At 71.7% G+C, this 20,674-nt stretch carries 18 protein-coding genes, 1 tRNA gene and 1 riboswitch; of the genes, 7 read left to right on the top strand and 12 right to left on the bottom strand.

Annotated elements, in window-relative coordinates; translation table 11 throughout:
* Window positions 1-82 precede the first annotated feature (82 nt).
* Window positions 83-319, bottom strand: a complete 237-nt coding sequence (locus FOF52_RS18830; protein ID WP_248593929.1) for a hypothetical protein — start codon at window positions 317-319, stop codon at window positions 83-85.
* 214 nt (window positions 320-533) lie between these two features.
* On the opposite strand from FOF52_RS18830, the gene FOF52_RS18825 reads away from it, so the two are divergent.
* Window positions 534-959, top strand: a complete 426-nt coding sequence (locus FOF52_RS18825) for an NUDIX hydrolase (protein ID WP_248591236.1) — start codon at window positions 534-536, stop codon at window positions 957-959.
* A gap of 82 nt (window positions 960-1,041) precedes the next feature.
* Here FOF52_RS18825 and groL read toward each other — a convergent pair whose 3' ends face one another.
* The 3 genes from groL to thrC all read right to left on the bottom strand — a co-directional run bounded on the left by groL (window position 1,042) and on the right by thrC (window position 4,596).
* The gene (gene groL, locus FOF52_RS18820; RefSeq protein ID WP_248591235.1) at window positions 1,042-2,667 is read right to left on the bottom strand and encodes a chaperonin GroEL; all 1,626 of its coding nucleotides are present in this window, start codon (window positions 2,665-2,667) and stop codon (window positions 1,042-1,044) included.
* A gap of 328 nt (window positions 2,668-2,995) precedes the next feature.
* Window positions 2,996-3,274 (bottom strand): MoaD/ThiS family protein, encoded by a 279-nt coding sequence (locus FOF52_RS18815; protein WP_248591234.1) that lies wholly within the window; start codon window positions 3,272-3,274, stop codon window positions 2,996-2,998.
* A gap of 53 nt (window positions 3,275-3,327) precedes the next feature.
* Window positions 3,328-4,596 (bottom strand): threonine synthase, encoded by a 1,269-nt coding sequence (thrC, locus tag FOF52_RS18810; RefSeq protein WP_248593928.1) that lies wholly within the window; start codon window positions 4,594-4,596, stop codon window positions 3,328-3,330.
* Between the two features lie 11 nt (window positions 4,597-4,607).
* A riboswitch (SAM riboswitch) is annotated at window positions 4,608-4,747 on the bottom strand.
* Window positions 4,748-5,014: 267 nt separating this feature from the next.
* Here thrC and FOF52_RS18805 point away from each other — a divergent pair.
* Both FOF52_RS18805 and FOF52_RS18800 read left to right on the top strand, forming a co-directional pair.
* On the top strand, window positions 5,015-6,454 hold the full coding sequence (locus FOF52_RS18805) for an alpha,alpha-trehalose-phosphate synthase (UDP-forming) (protein ID WP_248591233.1): 1,440 nt from the start codon (window positions 5,015-5,017) through the stop codon (window positions 6,452-6,454).
* Window positions 6,455-6,581: 127 nt separating this feature from the next.
* Window positions 6,582-7,199, top strand: coding sequence for a Uma2 family endonuclease (locus FOF52_RS18800; RefSeq protein WP_248591232.1), 618 nt, complete (start codon window positions 6,582-6,584; stop codon window positions 7,197-7,199).
* A 22-nt stretch (window positions 7,200-7,221) separates the two neighbouring features.
* Here the strand turns inward: FOF52_RS18800 and otsB are convergent, their stop codons facing one another.
* On the bottom strand, window positions 7,222-8,040 hold the full coding sequence (gene otsB, locus FOF52_RS18795; RefSeq protein ID WP_248591231.1) for a trehalose-phosphatase: 819 nt from the start codon (window positions 8,038-8,040) through the stop codon (window positions 7,222-7,224).
* Between the two features lie 129 nt (window positions 8,041-8,169).
* Window positions 8,170-8,490 (bottom strand): DUF3263 domain-containing protein, encoded by a 321-nt coding sequence (locus FOF52_RS18790; RefSeq protein ID WP_248591230.1) that lies wholly within the window; start codon window positions 8,488-8,490, stop codon window positions 8,170-8,172.
* A gap of 71 nt (window positions 8,491-8,561) precedes the next feature.
* Here FOF52_RS18790 and FOF52_RS18785 point away from each other — a divergent pair, with 71 nt between their 5' ends.
* The gene (locus FOF52_RS18785; protein WP_248591229.1) at window positions 8,562-9,407 is read left to right on the top strand and encodes an SAM hydrolase/SAM-dependent halogenase family protein; all 846 of its coding nucleotides are present in this window, start codon (window positions 8,562-8,564) and stop codon (window positions 9,405-9,407) included.
* 71 nt (window positions 9,408-9,478) lie between these two features.
* Window positions 9,479-10,699 (top strand): S8 family serine peptidase, encoded by a 1,221-nt coding sequence (locus tag FOF52_RS18780; RefSeq protein WP_248591228.1) that lies wholly within the window; start codon window positions 9,479-9,481, stop codon window positions 10,697-10,699.
* Here FOF52_RS18780 and FOF52_RS18775 read toward each other — a convergent pair.
* Window positions 10,689-11,708, bottom strand: coding sequence for a serine hydrolase domain-containing protein (locus FOF52_RS18775; RefSeq protein WP_248591227.1), 1,020 nt, complete (start codon window positions 11,706-11,708; stop codon window positions 10,689-10,691). The genes FOF52_RS18780 and FOF52_RS18775 overlap by 11 nt on opposite strands.
* A 317-nt stretch (window positions 11,709-12,025) precedes the next feature.
* On the opposite strand from FOF52_RS18775, the gene FOF52_RS18770 reads away from it, so the two are divergent.
* Window positions 12,026-12,331, top strand: coding sequence for a nucleoside triphosphate pyrophosphohydrolase family protein (locus tag FOF52_RS18770; RefSeq protein WP_248591226.1), 306 nt, complete (start codon window positions 12,026-12,028; stop codon window positions 12,329-12,331).
* A gap of 1,623 nt (window positions 12,332-13,954) precedes the next feature.
* Here the strand turns inward: FOF52_RS18770 and FOF52_RS18765 are convergent.
* From FOF52_RS18765 to cysS, 3 genes are all read right to left on the bottom strand, one after another.
* Window positions 13,955-14,030, bottom strand: a tRNA-Thr gene (locus FOF52_RS18765).
* A gap of 40 nt (window positions 14,031-14,070) precedes the next feature.
* Entirely contained in the window at window positions 14,071-15,045 is a 975-nt protein-coding gene (rlmB, locus tag FOF52_RS18760; protein ID WP_248591225.1) for a 23S rRNA (guanosine(2251)-2'-O)-methyltransferase RlmB, read from the bottom strand.
* Window positions 15,046-15,126: 81 nt separating this feature from the next.
* Window positions 15,127-16,527 carry a cysteine--tRNA ligase gene (gene cysS, locus FOF52_RS18755; RefSeq protein WP_248591224.1) on the bottom strand — a complete coding sequence of 467 codons (1,401 nt, stop codon included), beginning with the start codon at window positions 16,525-16,527 and terminating at the stop codon, window positions 15,127-15,129.
* 304 nt (window positions 16,528-16,831) lie between these two features.
* On the opposite strand from cysS, the gene FOF52_RS18750 reads away from it, so the two are divergent.
* Complete coding sequence (locus FOF52_RS18750; RefSeq protein ID WP_248591223.1) at window positions 16,832-18,106, top strand: DUF2637 domain-containing protein; 1,275 nt, start codon at window positions 16,832-16,834, stop codon at window positions 18,104-18,106.
* A 78-nt stretch (window positions 18,107-18,184) separates the two neighbouring features.
* Here the strand turns inward: FOF52_RS18750 and FOF52_RS18745 are convergent, their stop codons facing one another.
* Window positions 18,185-20,008 carry an acyl-CoA dehydrogenase gene (locus tag FOF52_RS18745; RefSeq protein ID WP_248591222.1) on the bottom strand — a complete coding sequence of 608 codons (1,824 nt, stop codon included), beginning with the start codon at window positions 20,006-20,008 and terminating at the stop codon, window positions 18,185-18,187.
* A 114-nt stretch (window positions 20,009-20,122) separates the two neighbouring features.
* Complete coding sequence (locus FOF52_RS18740; RefSeq protein ID WP_248591221.1) at window positions 20,123-20,644, bottom strand: hypothetical protein; 522 nt, start codon at window positions 20,642-20,644, stop codon at window positions 20,123-20,125.
* Window positions 20,645-20,674: the final 30 nt, after the last annotated feature.

Here is a 20,674-nt window from a genome sequence, read left to right as displayed (position 1 = left end):
CAGCCGGAACCGGCCGTGATCTTGACACGAACGGGCACGAAACCGCAGGCCGGGGGCCATCCCTGGCAAGATCGTGACGCGCCTAGATCGCGGGCAGCCAGCCCATCAGCACGGTGCCTCCCGCGATCACCCAGGCCACCAGCGAGTACCCGAGGGTCTGGGCGCGCAGGGCCGGTTTGGCTCTGAGAACGGGGGCGGTGAAGGCGGCCACCATGAGGACCAGGGCGAGCACCGCGGGGATCAGCGAGGCCCCGGCGAACAGCTCCATCTGGTCGACGCACTTCTGGTAGCCCTGCTCCAGCGGGTCACCGCAGAACACCTTGTCTCCCGATTCCGTGAAGGCCAACAGCAGGTACGCGGCCGCCATCACGCCGTCCGCGGCCGCCAGTGCCGCCAGCGCCGCGACCACCGCGGACGCGGTCCCGGTCCGGGCTGTCAAGGACGACACTCCTCGACGGTACCCCGGAAAGTCCGACTCGGGCGCCCGGTTCCCGGCAAACCGGGTGGACCGCGGAGGGGCCTAGGGTGGGGGCATGGGCTTCTCCGACTCCGCCGCGCCCGCCGTTGTGGACGCGCTGGCCTGGGTGTACGTCCGCGACGGGAGGGTGCTCAAGGTGCGCCCCAGGGGCAAGGAGGTCTTCTACTTCCCGGGCGGCAAACGCGAACCGGGGGAGAGCGACGCCGAGGCACTGGTCCGCGAGGTCGCCGAGGAGGTGTCGGTGCGGCTCGATCCGGCGACGCTGCGGCTGTTCACCGTGGTCGACGAGGCGGCGCACGGCTATCCGGAGGGCACCCGGGTCCGGTTGGCCTGCTACACCGCCGCGTTCACGGGGAGCCTCGCCCCCCGTTCCGAGATCGCGGAACTGGCCTGGTTCACCCGGGCCGACGCCGGCCGGTGCGCCCCGGCGGGCGTGCGGGTGCTGACGGAGCTGGCCCGGCGGGGGCTGGTGTCGGGCTGAGCCCCGCGTCCGGGGAGAGACAGCGGAAGGGGACGGCCCCGACGGGGCCGTCCCCTCAAGGAGGCAGACGAGGTCGACCGGACTAGAAGTCCATGCCGCCCATGTCACCGCCCGGAGCGGCCGGAGCGGGCTTCTCCGGCTTCTCGGCGATGACGGCCTCGGTGGTCAGGAACAGACCGGCGATGGAGGCGGCGTTCTGCAGCGCGGAGCGGGTGACCTTGGTCGGGTCGATGACGCCGTCCTTGAACAGGTCGGTGTACTCGCCGGTGGCGGCGTTCAGGCCGACGCCGGGCTCCAGGCTCTTCACCTTCTCCACGACGACGCCGCCTTCGAGGCCGGCGTTGATCGCGATCTGCTTCAGCGGCTCCTCGACGGCGCGGCGGACGATGTTGGCGCCGATGGCCTCGTCGTCCTCCAGCTCCAGCTTCTCGAAGGCGGTGACGCTGGCCTGCAGCAGCGCGACACCACCACCGGGCAGGATGCCCTCCTCGACCGCGGCCTTGGCGTTGCGGACGGCGTCCTCGATGCGGTGCTTGCGCTCCTTGAGCTCCACCTCGGTGGCGGCACCGGCCTTGATGACGGCCACACCGCCGGCCAGGCGGGCGAGACGCTCCTGCAGCTTCTCGCGGTCGTAGTCGGAGTCGGTGCGCTCGATCTCGGCGCGGATCTCGTTGACCCGGCCGGCGATCGCGGCGGCGTCACCGGCGCCGTCGACGATGGTGGTCTCGTCCTTGGTGACGACGACCTTGCGGGCCCGACCGAGCATCTCCAGCTCGGTGTTCTCCAGCTTGAGGCCGACCTCCTCGGTGATGACCTGGCCGCCGGTCAGCACGGCGATGTCGCCGAGCTGGGCCTTGCGGCGGTCGCCGAAGCCGGGGGCCTTGACCGCGACGGACTTGAAGGTGCCGCGGATCTTGTTGACCACCAGGGTCTGCAGCGCGGTGCCCTCGATGTCCTCGGCGATGACGACCAGCGGGCGGCCGGACTGCAGGACCTTCTCGATGACCGGAAGGAACTCGTTGTTGTTGGAGATCTTCTGGTTGGCGATGAGGATGTACGGGTCCTCCAGGACCGTCTCCATGCGCTCCAGGTCGGTGGCGAAGTAGGGCGAGATGTAGCCCTTGTCGAAGCGCATGCCCTCGGCGAGCTCCAGCTCCAGCCCGAAGGTCTGGCCCTCCTCGACGGTGATGACGCCTTCCTTGCCGACCTTGTCCATCGCCTCGGCGATGTACTCGCCGATCTGGGTGTCGCCCGCGGAGATGGAGGCGGTCGAGGCGATCTGCTCCTTGGTCTCGATCTCCTTGGAGAGGTTCGCCAGCTCCTCGCTGATGCGGGCCACGGCGGCGTCGATGCCGCGCTTCAGACCGACCGGGTTGGCGCCGGCGGCCACGTTGCGCAGACCCTCGCGCACCAGGGCCTGCGCCAGCACGGTGGCGGTGGTGGTGCCGTCACCGGCGACGTCGTCGGTCTTCTTCGCGACCTCCTTGACCAGCTCGGCGCCGATCTTCTCGTAGGGGTCTTCGAGCTCGATCTCCTTGGCGATGGAGACACCGTCGTTGGTGATGGTCGGCGCGCCCCACTTCTTCTCAAGGACGACGTTGCGGCCCTTGGGGCCGAGCGTCACCTTGACGGCGTCCGCGAGCTGGTTCATACCGCGCTCGAGGCCGCGCCGGGCTTCCTCGTCAAACGCGATCAGTTTGGCTGCCATAGAGTTCTAGTCCTCCCGAGACCGGGCTGATACGCGAGGGAACGAGCCGACGCCCGCGACGGATGGCCGCGGCGAACCGGCACCCGTCTGCCGGAAGTCGCGACCTCATCGTCTCGATCCGAGATTTAGCACTCACATCCTGAGAGTGCTAACGGTCTCTTTTTAGCACTCCCCGGATGCGAGTGCAAACGTCCGGCGCCTCCTCCCCGCCCTCGCTACCCGCAGGTCAGAGCGGCCCAAACAGATCCCCGAAAACTTTTGTGCGCCCCGGGAAAACGGTACGGCCGGAGCGCGACGCGCTCCGGCCGTACCGCACGGGTGTGCCTGCTCAGCAGCCGCCGGCGACCGCCGGGATGATCGACACCTGGACGCCCTGCGGGGTCTGGGTGTCCAGGCCGTCGGCGAACCGGACGTCCTCGTCGCCCACGTAGACGTTGACGAAGCGGCGGACGGCGCCGCTGTCGTCGAGGATGCGGGCCTGGATGCCCGGGTGGTTGGCCTCCAGGTCGGCCAGCACCTCCTTGAGGGTGGCCCCCTCGGCCGTCACCTCGGCCTGCCCCTTGGTGTAGGTGCGCAGAATGGTCGGAATGCGGACACTGACGCTCATCGCTGTGGACTCCTTGGTTGGTTTCGACGCGGCGGGAGGAATGGATCGGCGCCTCAGAGCAGCCCGGCGTCCTTGAAGGCGCGCAGCGACGGCTTGATCGTCGCGGTGACGCCGGTGCCGGACACGGCGTTGAGCGTCTTGAGGCCGTCCCCGGTGTTCAGCACCACGGTCTCGGCCTCGGGGTCCAGCGTCCCGGCGGCCAGCAGCTTGCGCAGCACACCGGTGGTGACCCCGCCCGCGGTCTCGGCGAAGATGCCCTCGGTACGCGCCAGCAGCCGGATCGAGTCGACGATCTCGGGGTCGCTGACGTGCTCGACCGCTCCCCCGGTGCGGCGGCAGACGTCGAGCACGTACGGCCCGTCCGCCGGGTTGCCGATGGCCAGCGACTTGGCGATGGTGTCCGGCTTGACCGGCTGGATCACGTCGTGGCCGTTCTCCCAGGCACGGGCCACGGGGGAGCATCCGGTGGCCTGCGCCCCGAAGACCCGGTACGGCTTGTCCTCGACCAGGCCGAGCCCGATCAGCTCCTGGAAGCCCTTGTCGATCTTGGTGAGCTGGGAGCCGGAGGCGATGGGGATGACAATCTGGTCGGGCAGGCGCCATCCCAGCTGCTCGGCGATCTCGTAGGCGAGCGTCTTGGAGCCCTCGGCGTAGTAGGGGCGCAGGTTGACGTTGACGAAGCCCCAGTCCTCACCGGCCGGGTCGCCGATGAGCTCGGAGCAGAACCGGTTGACGTCGTCGTAGGTGCCGTCGATCGCCACCAGCTGGCCGCCGTAGACGGCCGCCATGACGACCTTGGCCTCCTCCAGCCCCGCCGGGATGAACACGCAGGAGCGGAACCCGGCCCGGGCCGCGGCGGCGCCGACCGCCCCGGCGAGGTTGCCGGTGGAGGAGCAGGACAGCGTGGTGAAGCCGAAGGCGCGGGCGGCCTCGACGGCCATCGCCACGACGCGGTCCTTGAAGGAGTGCGTCGGGTTGCCGGAGTCGTCCTTGACGTACAGGGAGCGCAGGCCCAGTTCGGCGGCGAGCCGGTCGGCCCTGACCAGCGGGGTCAGGCCGGGGTTCATGGTGGGCAGGTTCTCGACGTCGGCCGGGACCGGCAGCAGGGCCTTGTAGCGCCAGATGTTCTTCGGGCCCCGCTCGACGGACTCGCGGGTGACGGTTCCGAAGTCGTAGGCGACCTCCAGCGGCCCGAAGCACTCGACGCAGGCGAAGACGGGGCCGAGGTCGTAGCGCGCGCCGCACTCGCGACAGGACAGCGCGACGGCGGGGCCGAAGGAGTTGGCGGTGGACGTGGCTGATTCCGTGGCGGTCAGCGCCATGAGGCGTTCTCCCCTCATCTTCCCCGCGCCACCTTGGCGACGGGACGGAGTTGGCACCTGTCCCGGCCGCCTCGCACCTGACGAGAAACGTCCACCGGGATGGTTGCCGGGGCTTCGCAGGGCCGTGTCCCTCCACCCCTCTGGATGAGCAATCTGAAGTTTTCCGCTCGGTTTCGTACCGAGACCTGTCGGTCACCATAACGGATCGCGTGTCGATTTTTCCATCAGGGGTAGTTCGTCCGCTACTTCCCCCAGGTCCAGCCGACTGTGACGGACCGCAACCCGGCGGACTGGTTTGCGCGGGGGTGCGGCGGGCGAGACTAACCAGAACGTGGGACGTGCCCCGCCTCCTGCCGACTCATGGGCCGTGTAGTCAAATGGGGCATCGGACTCCGACCGCTGAGAGGTGGACCAACAGGTGGACAAGGCACAGATCCTCGTCGCTTCCAACAGGGGACCAGTGTCCTTCTCGATCGGGGACGACGGCGCCGTCAGGTCCCGGCGCGGTGGCGGCGGCCTGGTCTCCGGGCTGAGTTCGGTGGCGGCCGAAATCGAAACCCTGTGGGTGTGCGCGGCGCTGTCCGACGCCGACCGCAAGGCCACCGCGGCCGCTCCCGAGGGCCGGCTGGACAAGGCCGGCTACGACGTGGGCGGGGCCAGCGTGCGCATGCTGGACATTCCTCCCGAAGTTTTCGCCAACGCCTACAACTCTGTGGCGAACTCCACACTGTGGTTCGTTCACCACATGCTCTACGACACGCCCAACAAGCCGGCGTTCGGCACCCGGTTCCGCGGCGAGTGGGCGGACTACCGGACCTACAACTCCGCCTTCGCCGAGGCGCTGCTCACCGGCGCCGACGAGGGGGCGAAGGTGGCCGTGCAGGACTACCACCTGGCGCTGGTGCCCCGGATGCTGCGGGTGCGCCGCCCGGACCTGCGCATCGCGCACTTCTCGCACACCCCGTGGGCTCCGCCGGAGTACTTCCGGATGCTGCCCGCCGAGATCGGCCGGGAACTCCTGGAGGGCATGCTCGGCGCCGACTACCTGGGCTTCCTCAGCCTGCGCTGGGCCGACGCGTTCCTGCGGTGCTGCGAGGTGTTCCTGCGCGCCCCGGTGAACTGGGGCACCCGGACCGTCGAGCACGGCGGCCGGGTCGTGCGGACCGGCGTGCACGGTCTCGGCGCGGACGCCGAGGGGCTGCGCCAGCGGGCCGCCGCCGAGGACGTGGCGCGGTGGCGGGAGCGGCTGCGCGAACGGGTGGGCGACCGCAAACTGGTCGTGCGGGTGGACCGCACCGAGCTGTCCAAGAACATCGTGCGGGGCCTGGAGGCCTTCGGCGAACTGCTGCGCGAGCGCCCCGAGTGGCGCGACCGCGTCACCCACCTGGCGTTCGCCTACCCCAGCCGGGGCGCCGTGGCGGAGTACCGCGCCTACACCGAGTCGGTGCGCGCCACCGCCGAGGCGATCAACGCCGAGTTCGGCACCGACGAGTGGACGCCGGTGGTGCTGGAGGTCAACGACGACTACCCGCGCTCCCTGGCGTCCTACCAGCTCGCCGACGTGCTGCTGGTCAACCCGATTCGCGACGGCATGAACCTGGTCGCCAAGGAGGGGCCGGTGCTGTCGCTGGACGGGGTGGCGCTGGTGCTGTCCACCGAGGCGGGCGCCGCCGACGACCTGGGCGCCGACTCGCTGCTGGTCAACCCCTACGACGTGACCGAGACCGCCGACGCGCTGCACCGGGCGCTGAGCATGGACGGCGAGGAGCGCAGGCGGCGCACCGAGCGCCTGGCGGAGGCCGCCGCGGCACTGCCCCCGCAGCGCTGGTTCGCCGACCAGCTGCGGGCGCTGGACTGACCGCCTCCCTCCGGCGCCGGACGCGGTGCGGATCCGGCGCCGGAGAACGTGTCCACAGATTCCGGAAAAGCGTCTCCGCTGTCACCCTCCGTCGCCATACTGGCCTCCATGAGCGATGGGAGGCACTATGACACTCATGAGCCTTGGCGAGACACGCACCCCGCAGCGGCCGCTGACCGTGGAGGACCTGCGGCGGATGCCCGACGACGGCCGCAGGTACGAGCTGGTCGGGGGGCGGCTTGACGTGTCGCCCGCACCGGTTTACCTGCACACCCTCATCGAGTCTCGGCTGACCTTTCACCTGACCGCCGTGGCCCCCGACGACGTCACCGTACTGACCGGCCCGGGAATCAACCTCAGCGCCGAGGGCACCCACCACCGCATCCCCGACCTCGCGGTGATCCGCACCGAGGACGCCACCCGGCCCTACCTCACCCGGCCGCCGCTGCTCGCGGTCGAGGTGGTCTCGCCCGAGAGCGTGTTCCGCGACCACCACACCAAGCTGCGCGAGTACGCCGAGTTCGGCATCGCCTCGTACTGGATCGTCAACCCGTCCGCCGACAAGCCCGGCATCGCCGAGTTCCGGCTCGACGGCGACCGCTACGTCGAGCACGCGCAGGTGTTCGGGGAGAACGTGTTCGCCACCGACGTGCCGTTCCCGGTCCGGATCGTCCCGCACTGGCTGCTGGCCGAGGGCCCGTGGCGGCGGCTGATCGGCGGCGCCGAGACCGACGCCGCCGACTGATCCGGTACCGACAGGCGTGTGCTCAGCCGCCCAGGGCCGCCACGAGTTCCTCCAGGAACGCCACCACCCCCGACGGTCCGGCCACCACCAGGTCGGCGCGGCGGGCCAGCTCGGTGACCTCGGTGGAGCCGCTGCACAGCTTGACCCCGGCCACACCCTGCTCGCGCAGCCGCTCCACCGCGTCGTAGGCGGCGAGGTCGCCCAGGTCGTCCCCGGCGTACAGCACCGCCTCCGCCCCGGTGCCGGAGACCAGGTCGGTGAGCGCCGCCCCCTTGTCCACCCCCGGTGGACGCAGTTCGATGACCATGCGCCCGGGCTCCACCGCGAGCCCCGCCTGTTCGGCGAGGTCCGCCAGCGGCGCGCGGAGCAGCTCCAGCGCCGCCTCGGGGTCGGCGGTGCGCCGGGTGTGCACGGCCAGGGCGTGGTGCTTGTCCTCGATCCAGGTGCCGTCGGGCGCACCCAGTTGCTTGAGCAGCCCGGGCAGGGCCTCCCGCACCGTGGACACCCCGGGCGGCGGGTCGGGCACGGTGAGCCGACCGTCCTCCCAGCGTTCCCGGCCGTACTGGCCGAGCACGGTGATGCCCGGGACCGCGTCGAGCCCGCCGTACTCGACGGCCACCGCGGCGGGGCGTCCGGTGACCACGGCCACCGCGCGCACCCGCCGGGCCAGGGCGCTCAGCGCCGGGACCGCGCCGGGGTGTGCGCGGGAGTCACGCGGATCGGGCACGATCGGGGCGAGCGTTCCGTCGAAGTCGAACGCGAGGAGCGCCCGCTCAGGCGCGTCGCGGATACGGTCGAGCGCGGTCCTGCCGCTCTCCGTCGTCGGATTGAGAAGAGACATGGACGGCTTTCCACTCGGTGGACTGGACGCTGGGGGTATGCCCCGAACCGGTCGCGGCGGAACCCCGCCGGAGTGTGCCGCGCGCCGCACTCCCGGCCGGTGTCCCGGCCCGCTCCCGCGCGGTCGGGCCTAGAGCTGGATGCCCAGGGCGCGGGCGGTGCGCTGCCGTTGCCGGTCGGCGCGCCTGCGGCGGAGCCGCCGGACGGTCATCGGGTCGAAGACGAGCGCTTCGGGACGGTCGATGAGCCTGTTGAGAAGCTGGTAGTAGCGGGTGGGGGAGAAACCGAACTCGTCGCGGATGGCCTGTTCCTTGGAGCCCTCCAGCTTCCACCACTGCCGTTCGAAGGAGAGGATGCGCTGGTCGCGTTCGTCGAGCTGGGTCTGTTCGGGGTCCGGTCCCGGCGGGGCGGGATCGGACGGGTCCTGGGCGCTGGGTCCGGCATCTGACATTGGACGCCTCCTCGTCCGGATGGGGCGACCTATCGTAGCGACTCCAGGTGAAAGATCGAGGGGAACTCCACATGACTGACCGTGAGGGCCACAGTTGCCTGTCCTTCCTCACCGACTACGGGACCCAGGACGGTTTCGTGGCCGCCTGCCGGGGCCAGATGCTGCGGCACGCCCCGCACCTCCCGGTGATCGACATCACCCACGAGATCCCGCCGGGGGACGTGCGGCGCGGCGCGACCGTGCTGGCCGACACCGTCCCCGAGTTCCCGGACGCGGTGCACGTGTGCGTGGTGGACCCGGGCGTGGGCACCGAGCGGCGCAGTGTGGCGCTCGCCGCCGGAGGACACGTGCTGGTCGGCCCGGACAACGGGCTGATGATCTGGGCGGCCCAGTCGCTCGGCGGGATCGACGCGGCCGTGGAGCTGACCAACGAGTCGCTGTGGCGGCACCCGGTGTCGCACACCTTCCACGGCCGGGACGTCTACGCCCCCGTCGGGGCGCGGATCGCCGCCGGGCTGCCGCTGGCCGAGGCCGGACGCGCGGTGGACCCGGCGGGACTGGTGCAGCTCCCCGAACCGTTCCGGGAGGTCACCGCGGGCACCGCCCGGACCGAGGTGCACGCCGTCGACCGGTTCGGCAACTGCCAGCTCTCGCTGATTCCCGAAGACCTGGTGACCGCCCTGGGGCCCGTGGCGCCGCCCGACCGGGTCACCGTGCACCTGCCCGGCGGCGCGCACAGCGTCGCCGTCGCCCCGACCTTCGGCGCGGTCCCCGTCGGCGCGCCGCTGTTGCTCACCGACTCGGCGGGGCTGCTGGCCCTGGCCGTGCACGGCGGAAGCGCCGCGGAACGGTTCGGCCTGCGCGTGGGAGTACCGGTGGAACTGACACTGACCAGCACAAAGCACATGAAAGAATGACGTGCGCCCACAGCAGTCTCGGCCGGAGCGCCTCCCCGGAGGTCACCGGCTGTCGGGAGGTTGAAGCCGCCATGCGCACGACACGGAGCCGGACGGTCGCCGCTCTGGGGGTCTGTTCGGCGCTGGTCGCCGGCCCGCTGACCGCTCCGGCAGCGGCGGACGTCGCGGACCTGCGTCTCGACCAGTGGGGGCTGGACACGGTCGGCGCGGCCGAGGTGTGGGAGGAGACGCGGGGCTCGGGGGTCACCGTCGCCCTGCTGGACACCGGGGTGGTCACCGACCACCCCGACCTGGACGAGGTCACGGTCGGCCCCGACCTCACCGGCCAGGACCTGTCTCCCGACAGCGACGGCTACGGCGTGCACGGCACCATGATGGCCGGGATCATCGCGGCGAGCGGGCACGGCATCGAACACACCGGCGGGGTCATGGGGGTGGCGCCGCAGGCGGAGATCCTGTCGATCCGGGTGGCGGCGGAGGCCGACGCCGCGGGAGGCGGCGAGACGGATCCGGGGGCGCTCGCCGCGGGCATCCGCCACGCGGTGGCGGAGGGCGTCCAGGTCATCTGCATTCCGCTGCCCGACGCCGCGTTCTCCGTGCAGGGCGACGAGGCCGAACGGGACGCCGTCGCGCACGCCGTGGACAACGGCGTGGTCGTGGTCGCCTCCGGTGGCGCGGACGGCGAGGCCGTCTACCCGGCCGCCTATCCGGGGGTGCTGGCGGTGGGATCGGTCGGGGCCGACGGCGCCCTCTCGGAGTTCTCCAGCCGCGGCGAGCACATCGCGTTGACCGCGCCGGGCGAGGAGGTCACCGTGCTGGACGCGGACGGCGGGTACACCACCGTGACCGGAAGCGACGCTGCCGCGGCGTTCACCGCCGGGGTGGCCGCGCTGATCCGCGCCGAGTACCCGCAGCTCCAGCCGGAACAGGTGGCCGAGGCGCTCACCGGCGGGGCCGTGGCCCCCGCCGCCGGAGCGGAGCAGCCCGGCCACGGGGCGGGGGTGCTGAGCGCGCCGGGGGCGATGGCCGCCGCCGGGACGACCGCCGAGTCCGTGCCGCCCTTCGATCCGGAGTTGGCCGAGCAGCTCGCCGACGATCCGCTCGTCCCCCGCTGGGTGCTGTGGACGGGCGGCGCCGTGCTTCTGGTGCTGCTGGCCGTGGTGGGCCTGGTGGTGCTCCGGCGGCGCTCGGCCGACCCCTACGGCCTCGGCAGGCGGACGCCGGAGACCGAGCGGCGTCCGGTGCGGGGCCGCCGTCGCCGCGGCCGCGGACGGCGCGGCGTCAGCAGGTGAACGCCGCCCGGACGGTCGCCCTGAGGTCGCCCAGCCCGGGGCGGCGGCGGCCGTAGTGGACGGCGTTGGTGAGCAGTCCGACGTAGCGTCCGGTGGGCGGGTGCAGGAACAGGCTCGTTCCGGTGAACCCGTTGTGGTGGACGAGGCCGTCGGCGGTGACCTTCCAGGCCAGGCCGCGGGCGAAGCGGTCGTCCACCGTCTGGTGCGGCAGCCAGCTGTGCCGCACGAAGTCGGTGAACCGGGTCACGCCGTGCTCGCCCGCGTGCCACGCCAGCAGTTCACGGGCGAAGACGCCCAGGTCGGCGGCGGTGCTGAAGACCCCCGCGTGCCCGGCGACACCGCCCATCAGGGCCGCGTTCTCGTTGTGCACCACGCCCCAGGTGGCCGCCGCGCCCGGGATGCGGCGCTCGGTGGGGGCGACCGACGGGGTGCGCGGCAGCGGACCGTACCGGGTCGCCGACAGGCCGACGTGCCGCCACAGGTCGTCGGCGAGCCGGTCCAGGGGCTGCCGGTGCAGGCGTTCCAGGAGCAGGCCGAGCAGGATGAATCCCCGGTCGGTGACACGGTATCCGGGCTCCTCCAGTTCCTCGTCGAGGATCGCCTCGGCCAGCGGCCGGTCGGTGCCGACGTAGCGTTCCAGCCAGGTCACCGGGTTCAGGCGGGAGGTGTGGGTGAGGATCTGCCGGGCGGTCACCCCGCCCCCCGGGTGGCGGCCGGGAAAGTAGTGCCGCATGGGCGCGTCGAGGTCCAGCAGCCCTTCGGCGACCGCCCGGCCGACCAGCGGCCAGGTGGCCATGACCTTGGTGAGTTCGGCCACGTCGTAGCGTGTGTCGGGCGCGGTGACCGCCTCCCCGCACTCGATGCCGACGCGGCCGACCGCGACGAACTCCCACAGTCCTCCCGCGCCGACGACCGCCACCCCGCCGGGCAGCCACCCGGCGTCGACCATGACCTTGAGGACTCCCCGCAGTTCCGTGCCGGTGTCGGCTACCCACTCCCCGTCACGCACACGTTCTCCCCCTTCCGCCTCCGACCTGGCGGAGGCTCCTGCCCGGCTACCCCTGCCGGTGGGGCTCTCATACCGCCGTGGTCCGGATGCTTCTCCCACGGCGGGTAAAAATTCGCTCGTGTCCGGGCAGGGCCGCGCCGATCGGGGGGAGCAGCAGGCCTTCCTGACACGGCCGCGGCGCACGCCCGCACGGCAGAGCGGACGCCGCCGTGCGGGTGTGCGGGGAACGGGTTTCGGACACCGCGGTGTGCGGTGGCGGCGACCGCGGACTAGGCTCCGCTCCCGGCACAGCACTCCGGCGTGAAGGCGGTGGCCGTATGGACCTTGAGCGACTCTCCGCCCTGGTGGAGGAGGTGTCGAAACGGTACGCCGCCCGGCACGGCATCACCCGGGATGCCGACTGGTTCGTCCTGAAGCTCCACGAGGAGCTGGGGGAGCTGACCCAGTGCCACCTGATGGCCACCGGTCAGGCCCGCACGAAGGGCCGCTCCCCCGCGGAGATCGACGACGCGTTCCGCGCCGAACTGGCCGACGTGTTCAGCCACGTCCTGCTGCTGGCCCGCCACCACGGCGTGGACCTGGAGGCGGAGGTCGCCCGGAAGTGGCTGAGCCGCCTGGGGTGACCCTTTCCGGACGGTCCCTGCGCCCGCGGTGACGTGTCCGCGAGGCCGGCAGGCTGTTGCGCGAAGCTTCCGGCGCGACAGCGCGTCCTCGGCACCTCCCCGAGAATGAATGCCCGCAACCCGACCTGGTGGTCCCAGTCGCCGCGTGGGCGTGCTCCTGCAGGGCCCCGATATGGGCGGTACGGAGATCCCCGAGGTCACTGACCACGGCCGACCGTTGGGCGGCCGGCCACTGTTCGCCGGACACCCGGGAGAAACCGGAGACGGCCTCAACCGCCGCCCGCCGGGCCGCCTGCTGCGAACTGCCGCCCATGGCGCGGACGACGACCTCTCGACCTGTGTCCGGCACCGTGGCCTGGCCGCAGCGGTGGATGTCCGCACCGGCGCTGTCCGCCACCGCTGCACGCTCTTCGACCCGAAGCCCCGAGACGACCTCGGTGCGCGGCCAGTCGACCACCCTGTCCGAAAAAGGCTGACGCTCCTCCGTGACCGCGTTGACGTGCACCAGCGTGTCCCGTGCGACAGCCGCACCGGCAGGACGCCGCACCATCGACGGCAGCCGATCGCTGTCCCCCGGATGCAGATCCTTCCGTTCGGTTCCTCGGCCCCGTAGGCCCGGCGGGTCTCCGCCCAGACCCGCCCCGTCCGAACGGATTCCCGGTCCCAGGGAACGTTGCTGAGGCCGAGTCGTCCGCTGACCGGTCCACCGCCGCTGACGACGACGCGTCCGTCGGCGGCACGACGGATCATCGCCGAGACCACGTCACCGTCGGCGAAGAGGCGGTCAGTGGTGACGAGCAGCGTTCTGCCGTCGGGCAGGACCATCGCACGTCCATGCGAGCGCCTCCCGGACGGGCACCATGCTCTCCTCACACAGAGTCATGGGACACCACCTTCCAACTGCTGGTCGTCAACCTCGCTGTCCAGCGGCGGACCGATCCAGCCGAAGTCCTCACCTCTCTCGATGGCCCGGTGAGCACAGAATCTCGCGAAGATGAGGCGTGGTTCTCCCGGCTTCAGCTGACGGCCGTCATCGGACCACTCCTGCAGCGGAAAGTCAGTGGCACGCTTTTCCCCGCACCCTTCACTCCAGACGTGAAGACGGGTCCCGTTCCGCCAGCTCCGCTGGTCGGTTCCGGCACTGTCACGGCTGTCTCTGACAGCCGACCGGGTCACGGTCGTGTGCGTGACCACATCCCGCAACAGGATGTGTCCCCGCCACGGGATGACCGGTGTCCCGCTGATGATCGGTTCGGTTCGTCGCCCCCGGTTGTTGGCGATGTCCCGGCGCGCGGCCGCCCGCGTTCCAGCCACGCGCCGGTTCGGAGGACGGCTCACCCGTTCGGAAGCGGACGGGTCGAGGACCATCGACCTCAACGAGTTGGTGAACCGTTGCCCCACCCCTCCACCCTTCCGGACGAACGTGGGCAGCCCGCAGCACCACGCTCCGAAGTCACCCCGTAACAGAGTGAGAAACGCAAGACCAGGAGTAGTGCACCTTCCTCCCGGAGGGGAGGGCTTCTTCTGCTGCCCGACCGTTCCTGGAGGAAAAAGCGACGATCCCGACTTCTGAGGAGCCTTCTCGGGGCCTCCTCGGTCAGGATCATCGCTGCGGGGTGGTGATGGAGCCGACAAGGGGACTTGAACCCCTAACCTGCCGCTTACAAGGCGGCTGCTCTGCCAATTGAGCTATGCCGGCCGGTGTCGGGACACCCAGGGGAATGGTACCGGTTCCGGACTCACTCCGCTGCCGTGCGGCGGCGCGCCACCTCGTACAGGGCGACTCCGGCGGCGACCGACGCGTTCAGGGACTCCACGCCGTGGATGGGAATGGAGACCACGACGTCGCAGGTCTCGCGGACCAGGCGGGACAGCCCCCTGCCCTCGGAGCCCACCACGACCACCAGCGGTTCGGTGGCCAACTCCAGCTGGTCGAGTCGGGTGTCGCCGTCGGCGTCCAGTCCGGCGACGAAGAACCCGGCCTCCTGGTACTGCTTGAGCGTGCGGGTCAGGTTGACGATCTGCGCCACCGGCAGACGGGCCAGCGTGCCCGCCGACGCCTTCCACGCGGCCGTGGTCACGCCCGCCGCGCGGCGCTCGGGCACCAGCAGCCCGTTCGCGCCGAACGCCGCCGCCGACCGCGCGACCGCGCCCAGGTTGTGCGGGTCGGTGACCCCGTCCAGGGCGACCACCAGCGGGGTAGTCTCGCCCTTCTTGGCCTCGTCCAGCAGGTTCTCGGCCGTCTCGTACTCGTAGGGGCGCACCTGGAGGATCAGGCCCTGGTGGGCCGCCTTGGGCAGCCCGTGGCGTTCGCAGCGCCGGTCCAGCTCGGGGCGGGCGACCTCGGCGATCGCGATGCCCTGCTGGCCCGCGAGCTGGGCGGCCTCGGCGATCCGGTCGTCGGGGTCGAGGCTGTTGGACAGCAGCAGCCGGGTCGCCGGGACCTTGGCGCGCAGCGCCTCGACCACCGGGTTGCGGCCGATCAGCAGTTCCGATCCGTCCCGGTTGCGCACCGACGCCCCGTGGAGGTCGTCCGTGACGCGCACCGGTCTGGTCGGCCTGTTCTGGGCGCGTTCGGCGGCCCTGGCACGCTGCTTGTCGGCGTACCAGTGCCGCTTCTCCGCGGGAAGCGTGCCCTTCTTGCCCTCAAGCGCGCGGCGGCCCTTGCCGCCGCTGCCCTTGGTGGGACCCTTCTTCGTCCTCTTCGACGGCATGTCCTGTCCTTCGGCGAAGGCTCCGACGGCCGAGCGGCCCGTCCGGGATCGGGGACCGGGCCGCCGTCGGAACCGGATGTCCTAGTCGCGCTTCAGCTCCCAGCGCGGGCCCTCGGGGGTGTCCTCCACGGCGATACCCGCCGCGGCGAGCTGGTCGCGAAGCTGGTCGGCGGTGGCGTAGTCCTTGCGCGCGCGTGCGGCCTGGCGCTGCTCCAGCACCACCGACACCAGCGAGTCGACCACGTCGCGCAGTCCCGAGCCCTCGCTTCCGGCCCACTGCGGCGACAGCGGGTCCAAGCCGAGGACCGCGAGCATCGCCCGCAGCCCTCCCGCGATCTCGACGGCGCGTTCCTTGCCGCCCTCGGCGAGCGCGGAGTTGCCCTCGCGCACGTGGCTGTGGGCCACCGCCAGCGCCTGGGGGACGCCCAGGTCGTCGTCGAGGGCGGCGGCGAACTCCTCGGGCACGGGCACGCCCTCGGGCACCGGGCCGGCGATCTCGTTGACCCGGACGAGGAAGTTCTCGAAGCGCTGGTAGGCGGTGGCGGCCTCGCGCAGCGACTCCTCGGTGTAGTCCAGGTTGGAGCGGTAGTGGGCCTGGCCCAGGTAGTAGCGGAGTTCGACCGGGCGGACCCGCCGGATGACCTCCGGGATCAGCAGCGAGTTGCCCAGCGACTTGCTCATCTTCTCGCCGCCGGTGGTGAGCATGCCGTTGTGCAGCCAGTAGCGGGCGAAGCCGTCGCCGGCCGCGTTGGACTGGGCGGCCTCGTTCTCGTGGTGCGGGAAGACCAGGTCGACGCCGCCGCCGTGGATGTCGAACGTGGGGCCGAGGTACTTGGTGGCCATCGCCGAGCACTCCAGGTGCCAGCCGGGGCGTCCCGGCCCCCACGGGGTGGGCCAGGAGGGCTCGCCGGGGCGGGCGCCCTTCCACAGCGCGAAGTCGCGCGGGTCGCGCTTGGCACGCGCGTCGCCGTCCTCGGCGGCGCGCATCTCGTCGACGCGCTGGTTGGACAGCGAACCGTACTTGGGGTAGGAGGCGACGTCGAAGTAGACGTCGCCGGAGCCGTCCTCGGCCGGGTAGGCGTGTCCGCGTTCGATGAGCCGCCGCATCAGCTCGATCATCTCGGGGACGTGTCCGGTGGCGCGCGGCTCCACGGTGGGCGGCAGGCAGCCCAGCACGTCGTAGGCCCTGGTGAAGGCGCGCTGGTTGCGTTCGCTGACCTCCCACCACTGCACGCCCTCGGCGGCGGCGACCCGGAGGATCTTGTCGTCGATGTCGGTGACGTTGCGGCAGAAGACGACCCGGTAGCCGCGGTAGGTCAGCCAGCGGCGGAGGATGTCGAAGCTCACGCCCGAGCGGATGTGCCCGATGTGCGGGGGAGCCTGCACCGTGGCGCCACACAGGTACAGCGAGACGCATCCCTCGCGCAGCGGGACGAAGTCGCGGACCTGGCGGGCTCGGGTGTCATAGAAGCGCAGACTCACGGTGCCAAGGGTATCCGTTCTCCGGCCGTTTCGGCGATCCCCGCGGCCCGTCGGCCGTCAGTTGCCGAGTCGCTCCGACGGCCCCGCCGGGTGAAGCGGTCACCCGTAATGGCCCGCACCGCCGTACCCGAAGTCGTGACGCGGTGTGCGGGCGCGGTCGACGCCACGGGCGTCTCCCGTTCACCGGAGCCCTTGCCAGCTGGGCGGACCGGGGTCGGACCGGGACGGCCGGCACCGTCCGCACGCTGCCGCTTTCGGCCACAAGCCTCGTACGAACAGGCGTTTCTGGGCTAGCCTGCGCACGATGGCAGCTCAACCCTCCCACCCTCCTCGGACCGCCCGCCGCACGGTCTCCCCGACCGCCTCGGGCGGGGCGTCGCGCGCGGCTGTCATCACGATGGCCGTGCTCGGTGTCGCCGCGATCGCGGCCTGTGCCGTCCTGCTGTCCTACAACGGCATCTACCAGATCGCCGTGCGGGGCGGCGCGGCCGGATGGACCGCGCACCTGTACCCGGGGCTGTTCACCCTGCTGCTGCTGATGGCCTTCTGGGCCACCTACCTGCTGCGCGAGGCCCCGCGGCGCCGCCGGGTCTGGGTGGACGCCCTCGTCCTGGTGATGATCCTGTCGGCGGCGGCGGCCAGTGCCCTGCGTTCGTTCCGCTACGAACTGCTGGAGTGGGCGGCGACGCTCGTGGTCGCGGTCACGCCGTGGCTGGCGCTGCTGGTCTCGTTCCGGCTGCTGCTGTGGATCGTGGCGCAGGTCCGCGGCGAACGCGTCCCCGCGCCGCGGAGTTCCGCCGGGGACGGGACCGTGGACCGGGAGGCCGTGGACCGGGAGGAGGCGCGGCACGCTCCGGACGTGGCCCCCTCCCCCGAGGGGGCCTCCGGGCGCGTGCCGGTGCCGCAGGAGGCGGCGCCCGCCCTCGTCCTGCCTCCGCCGCCCGAGCCGGTGGTGGACAGCACGCCGTCCCCCGCTCCCCTTTCGGAGGAGGACGCCCGGGCGGCCGCTGCGGCGCCGACCGCGCCGGACCCGTTCGACGACTTCTTCCGGGAGGAGCCGGTGCAGCGGCCCGACCTCCCGGAGCCGGCCCCCGCCGGTCCCGCCCCCGACGGCGGAGGTCTGCCCAAGCGTGTCCCCTCGACGGGCGGCAGCGCGATCCGGCAGGCCGCGGGAGCCCGCGGCCGGGAGGAGCCCGAGGAGCCGGCCGGGCCTTCCGGCCCGGCGCACGCGGACCCCGTGGACGCCGAGGCGGACGACGCGGACTGGGAGAGCATCACCGACCCGGAGGACGACTGGGAGACGGGCGACTCCTCACTCGTGGACGATCCCGCCGGGGACGAGGCGCACCGCTGGGAACCGGAGCCCGCCGTCGCCGCGCCCCCGGCCGCCCCCGCGGAACCGGTCGCCGCAGAGCCCGCCGTCGCGTCCGGGGCCGACGCGGACGCCGTGCCGTCCGAGCCCGCGAAGCCGGCGCTGCGGAGCCGCCCCGTGGCGCTCAGGCCCCGCCGGAGCGGCATCCCGCCGCTGCGTCCCCCGTCGAGCGAGGTGCGCAGCAGTCCGGCGCCACCGGAGGAATGAGCGGAGGCGGGGGCCGTGCGACCCCCGCCTCGTGGTGCCGGGACGGCGCCGTCCTCCGTCGGGCCGGTGCCGGACGCGTCAGAACGCGGACTCGGGCAGGTCCATCAGGTCGAGCGTGGTGCGCTCGGCGATCTTGCGCTCGACGGACAGCCGGGGCAGGACCTGGTCGGCGAAGAACCGCGCCGCGGCGACCTTGCCGGTGTAGAAGTCCCGGTCGGCTCCGCTGGCGCCGTCGAGGCGGGCCAGCGCGACCTCGGCCTGGCGCAGCAGCAGCCAGCCCAGCACCAGGTCGCCCAGGGCGAGCAGCAGGCGGGTGGTGTTGAGGCCCACCTTGTAGATCTCGCGGGGCTCCTCCATGGACCGCATCGCGTCGCCGACCATGGTCTCCACCATCGCCTGGACGTCCGCGGCGGCCTCGGCGAGCAGCGCGCGCTCGTTCTTGAGCTGGCCGTTGCCCGCCTCGCTCGTGGCGAACGCCTGGATCTCGCCCATGAGCTTGCCCAGCGCCTGGCCGTTGTTCTTCACGATCTTGCGGAAGAACAGGTCCATGCCCTGGATGGCGGTGGTGCCCTCGTAGAGGGTGTCGATCTTGGAGTCCCGGATGTACTGCTCGATCGGGTACTCCTGCAGGTAGCCGGAGCCGCCGAGGGTCTGGAGGGACTCGGCCAGCAGCGCGTAGGAGCGCTCCGAGCCCACGCCCTTGACCAGCGGCAGCAGCAGGTCGTTCATGGCCTCGTACTCGCCGGCGTCCTGGCCGTTGGCGGCGGCGAGCTGCACCGCGTCCTGCTGGGTGGCGGTGTAGATGACCAGGGCGCGCAGGGCCTCGGCGTAGGACTTCTGCAGCATCAGGCTGCGGCGCACGTCCGGGTGGTGGGTGATGGTGACCCGGGGCGCGGTCTTGTCGGCCTGCTGGGTGAGGTCGGCGCCCTGGACGCGCTCCTTGGCGTAGGCCAGCGCGTTGAGGTAGCCGGTGGACAGGGTGGCGATGGCCTTGGTGCCGACCATCATCCGGGCGTACTCGATGATGAGGAACATCTGCCGGATGCCGTCGTGCTTGTCGCCGACGAGGTAGCCGATGGCCGGGTGCTTGGCGCCGAAGGTCACCTCGCAGGTGGTGGAGACCTTCAGGCCCATCTTGTCCTCGACGTTGGTGACGTAGACGCCGTTGCGCTCGCCGAGCGAGCCGTCCTCGTTGACCAGGTACTTGGGGACCAGGAACAGCGACAGGCCCTTGGTGCCGGGGCCGTGGCCCTCGGGACGGGCGAGCACGAGGTGGAAGATGTTCTCCGACATGTCGTGCTCGGCCGAGGTGATGAAGCGCTTGACGCCCTCGATGTGCCAGGTGCCGTCGTCCTGCTTGATCGCCTTGGTGCGGCCGGCGCCCACGTCGGAGCCGGCGTCGGGCTCGGTGAGGACCATGGTGGCGCCCCAGCCGCGTTCGATCGCCAGCTTGGCGAACTTCTTCTGCTCCTCGTTGCCCTCCTGCCAGAGGACGTTGGCGAAGCCGGGGCCCGCGGAGTACATGTGCACGGCGGGGTTGGCGCCGAGGATCATCTCGGCCACGGCCCACACCAGGGAGCGGGGGGCGCCGGTGCCGCCCAGCTCGGGGGGCAGGTCCAGGCGGTACCACTCGGCGTCCATGTACGCCTGGTAGGACTTCTTGAAGCTCTCGGGGATCGTCACCGAGTTGGTCTCGGGGTCGAACACCGGGGGGTTGCGGTCGGCGTCCGCGAAGGACTCCGCCACGACTCCACTGGCCAGCCGGTTGACCTCGGCCAGGATGTCACGGGCGGTGTCCTCGTCGAGGTCCTCGAAGGGACCGGAGCCCATGATCTCCTGGCGGTTGAACACCTCGAACAGGTTGAACTCAAGGTCCCGGAGGTTGCTCTTGTAGTGTGTCATGCCCGCGCTCCGCTGTGTCACTACCGCTGTTCACACACAGCGATCTACTGACTGGTAACAAAACAATGTTACTACTCGGTAGTAGTGGAGTGCCAGGGGGACTGGGTGACGGCCCTATGACCCGATGGACATCACCCGGACGATCGCGTCCAGCACCGCTCCGACCTCGGGCAGCGGCCCCTCGCCCAGGTCGAGGCTGCGCCCGTCGCGGGTCCAGCGGACCAGTCGGGTCCGGCGCTCGGTGCTGTTGCCGTGGAACGTGCGGTCGGCCTCCAGGACGTGGAAGTCCGGGTCGGTCGGGCCGAGGAACGGGTCGTCGCCGCGGGTCCCGCACACCAGGTACGCCTCCTTCGGCCGCATCGGCTGGGGCAGCACCACCACGGCGGCCTCCAGCGTCCCGCGGACGGTGAAGATCGTGGTCAGCCCGGCGGACGGCAGCCGCTGCTCCTCGGGCAGCGCGGCCCCGGTGCGCTGCCACGCGCCGAGCAGCCCCTCGGCGAGCCGCTTCTCCCTGGCCAGGGTGAAGAACCGGGGGCCCAGTTGGCACGTGATCGCACGCAGCACGACGTTGGTGAACTCGTGGTGGTGACGCCGAGGCGTGTCGTCGTCCCGGCGCGGCACCTGCCTCGCACGCATGCCTGCTCCTCCCAGCCGAAGCGCCTGGAA

It is taken from the genome of Thermobifida alba, from assembly GCF_023208015.1.
Lineage (GTDB): Bacteria > Actinomycetota > Actinomycetes > Streptosporangiales > Streptosporangiaceae > Thermobifida > Thermobifida alba.
The sequence above is the reverse complement of the archived record's forward strand: the minus strand, read 5'-3'. Positions and strand labels throughout refer to the sequence as shown.

Excerpts from the sequence above, each read along its gene's own strand:
- FOF52_RS18825 (WP_248591236.1), top strand. The coding sequence starts at position 534 with ATGGGCTTCTCCGACTCCGCCGCGCCCGCCGTTGTGGACGCGCTGGCC.
- groL (WP_248591235.1), bottom strand. The coding sequence starts at position 2,667 with ATGGCAGCCAAACTGATCGCGTTTGACGAGGAAGCCCGGCGCGGCCTC.
- FOF52_RS18815 (WP_248591234.1), bottom strand. The coding sequence starts at position 3,274 with ATGAGCGTCAGTGTCCGCATTCCGACCATTCTGCGCACCTACACCAAG.
- thrC (WP_248593928.1), bottom strand. The coding sequence starts at position 4,596 with ATGGCGCTGACCGCCACGGAATCAGCCACGTCCACCGCCAACTCCTTC.
- FOF52_RS18800 (WP_248591232.1), top strand. The coding sequence starts at position 6,582 with ATGACACTCATGAGCCTTGGCGAGACACGCACCCCGCAGCGGCCGCTG.
- otsB (WP_248591231.1), bottom strand. The coding sequence starts at position 8,040 with ATGTCTCTTCTCAATCCGACGACGGAGAGCGGCAGGACCGCGCTCGAC.
- FOF52_RS18790 (WP_248591230.1), bottom strand. The coding sequence starts at position 8,490 with ATGTCAGATGCCGGACCCAGCGCCCAGGACCCGTCCGATCCCGCCCCG.
- FOF52_RS18785 (WP_248591229.1), top strand. The coding sequence starts at position 8,562 with ATGACTGACCGTGAGGGCCACAGTTGCCTGTCCTTCCTCACCGACTAC.
- FOF52_RS18780 (WP_248591228.1), top strand. The coding sequence starts at position 9,479 with ATGCGCACGACACGGAGCCGGACGGTCGCCGCTCTGGGGGTCTGTTCG.
- FOF52_RS18770 (WP_248591226.1), top strand. The coding sequence starts at position 12,026 with ATGGACCTTGAGCGACTCTCCGCCCTGGTGGAGGAGGTGTCGAAACGG.
- rlmB (WP_248591225.1), bottom strand. The coding sequence starts at position 15,045 with ATGCCGTCGAAGAGGACGAAGAAGGGTCCCACCAAGGGCAGCGGCGGC.
- FOF52_RS18750 (WP_248591223.1), top strand. The coding sequence starts at position 16,832 with ATGGCAGCTCAACCCTCCCACCCTCCTCGGACCGCCCGCCGCACGGTC.
- FOF52_RS18745 (WP_248591222.1), bottom strand. The coding sequence starts at position 20,008 with ATGACACACTACAAGAGCAACCTCCGGGACCTTGAGTTCAACCTGTTC.
- FOF52_RS18740 (WP_248591221.1), bottom strand. The coding sequence starts at position 20,644 with ATGCGTGCGAGGCAGGTGCCGCGCCGGGACGACGACACGCCTCGGCGT.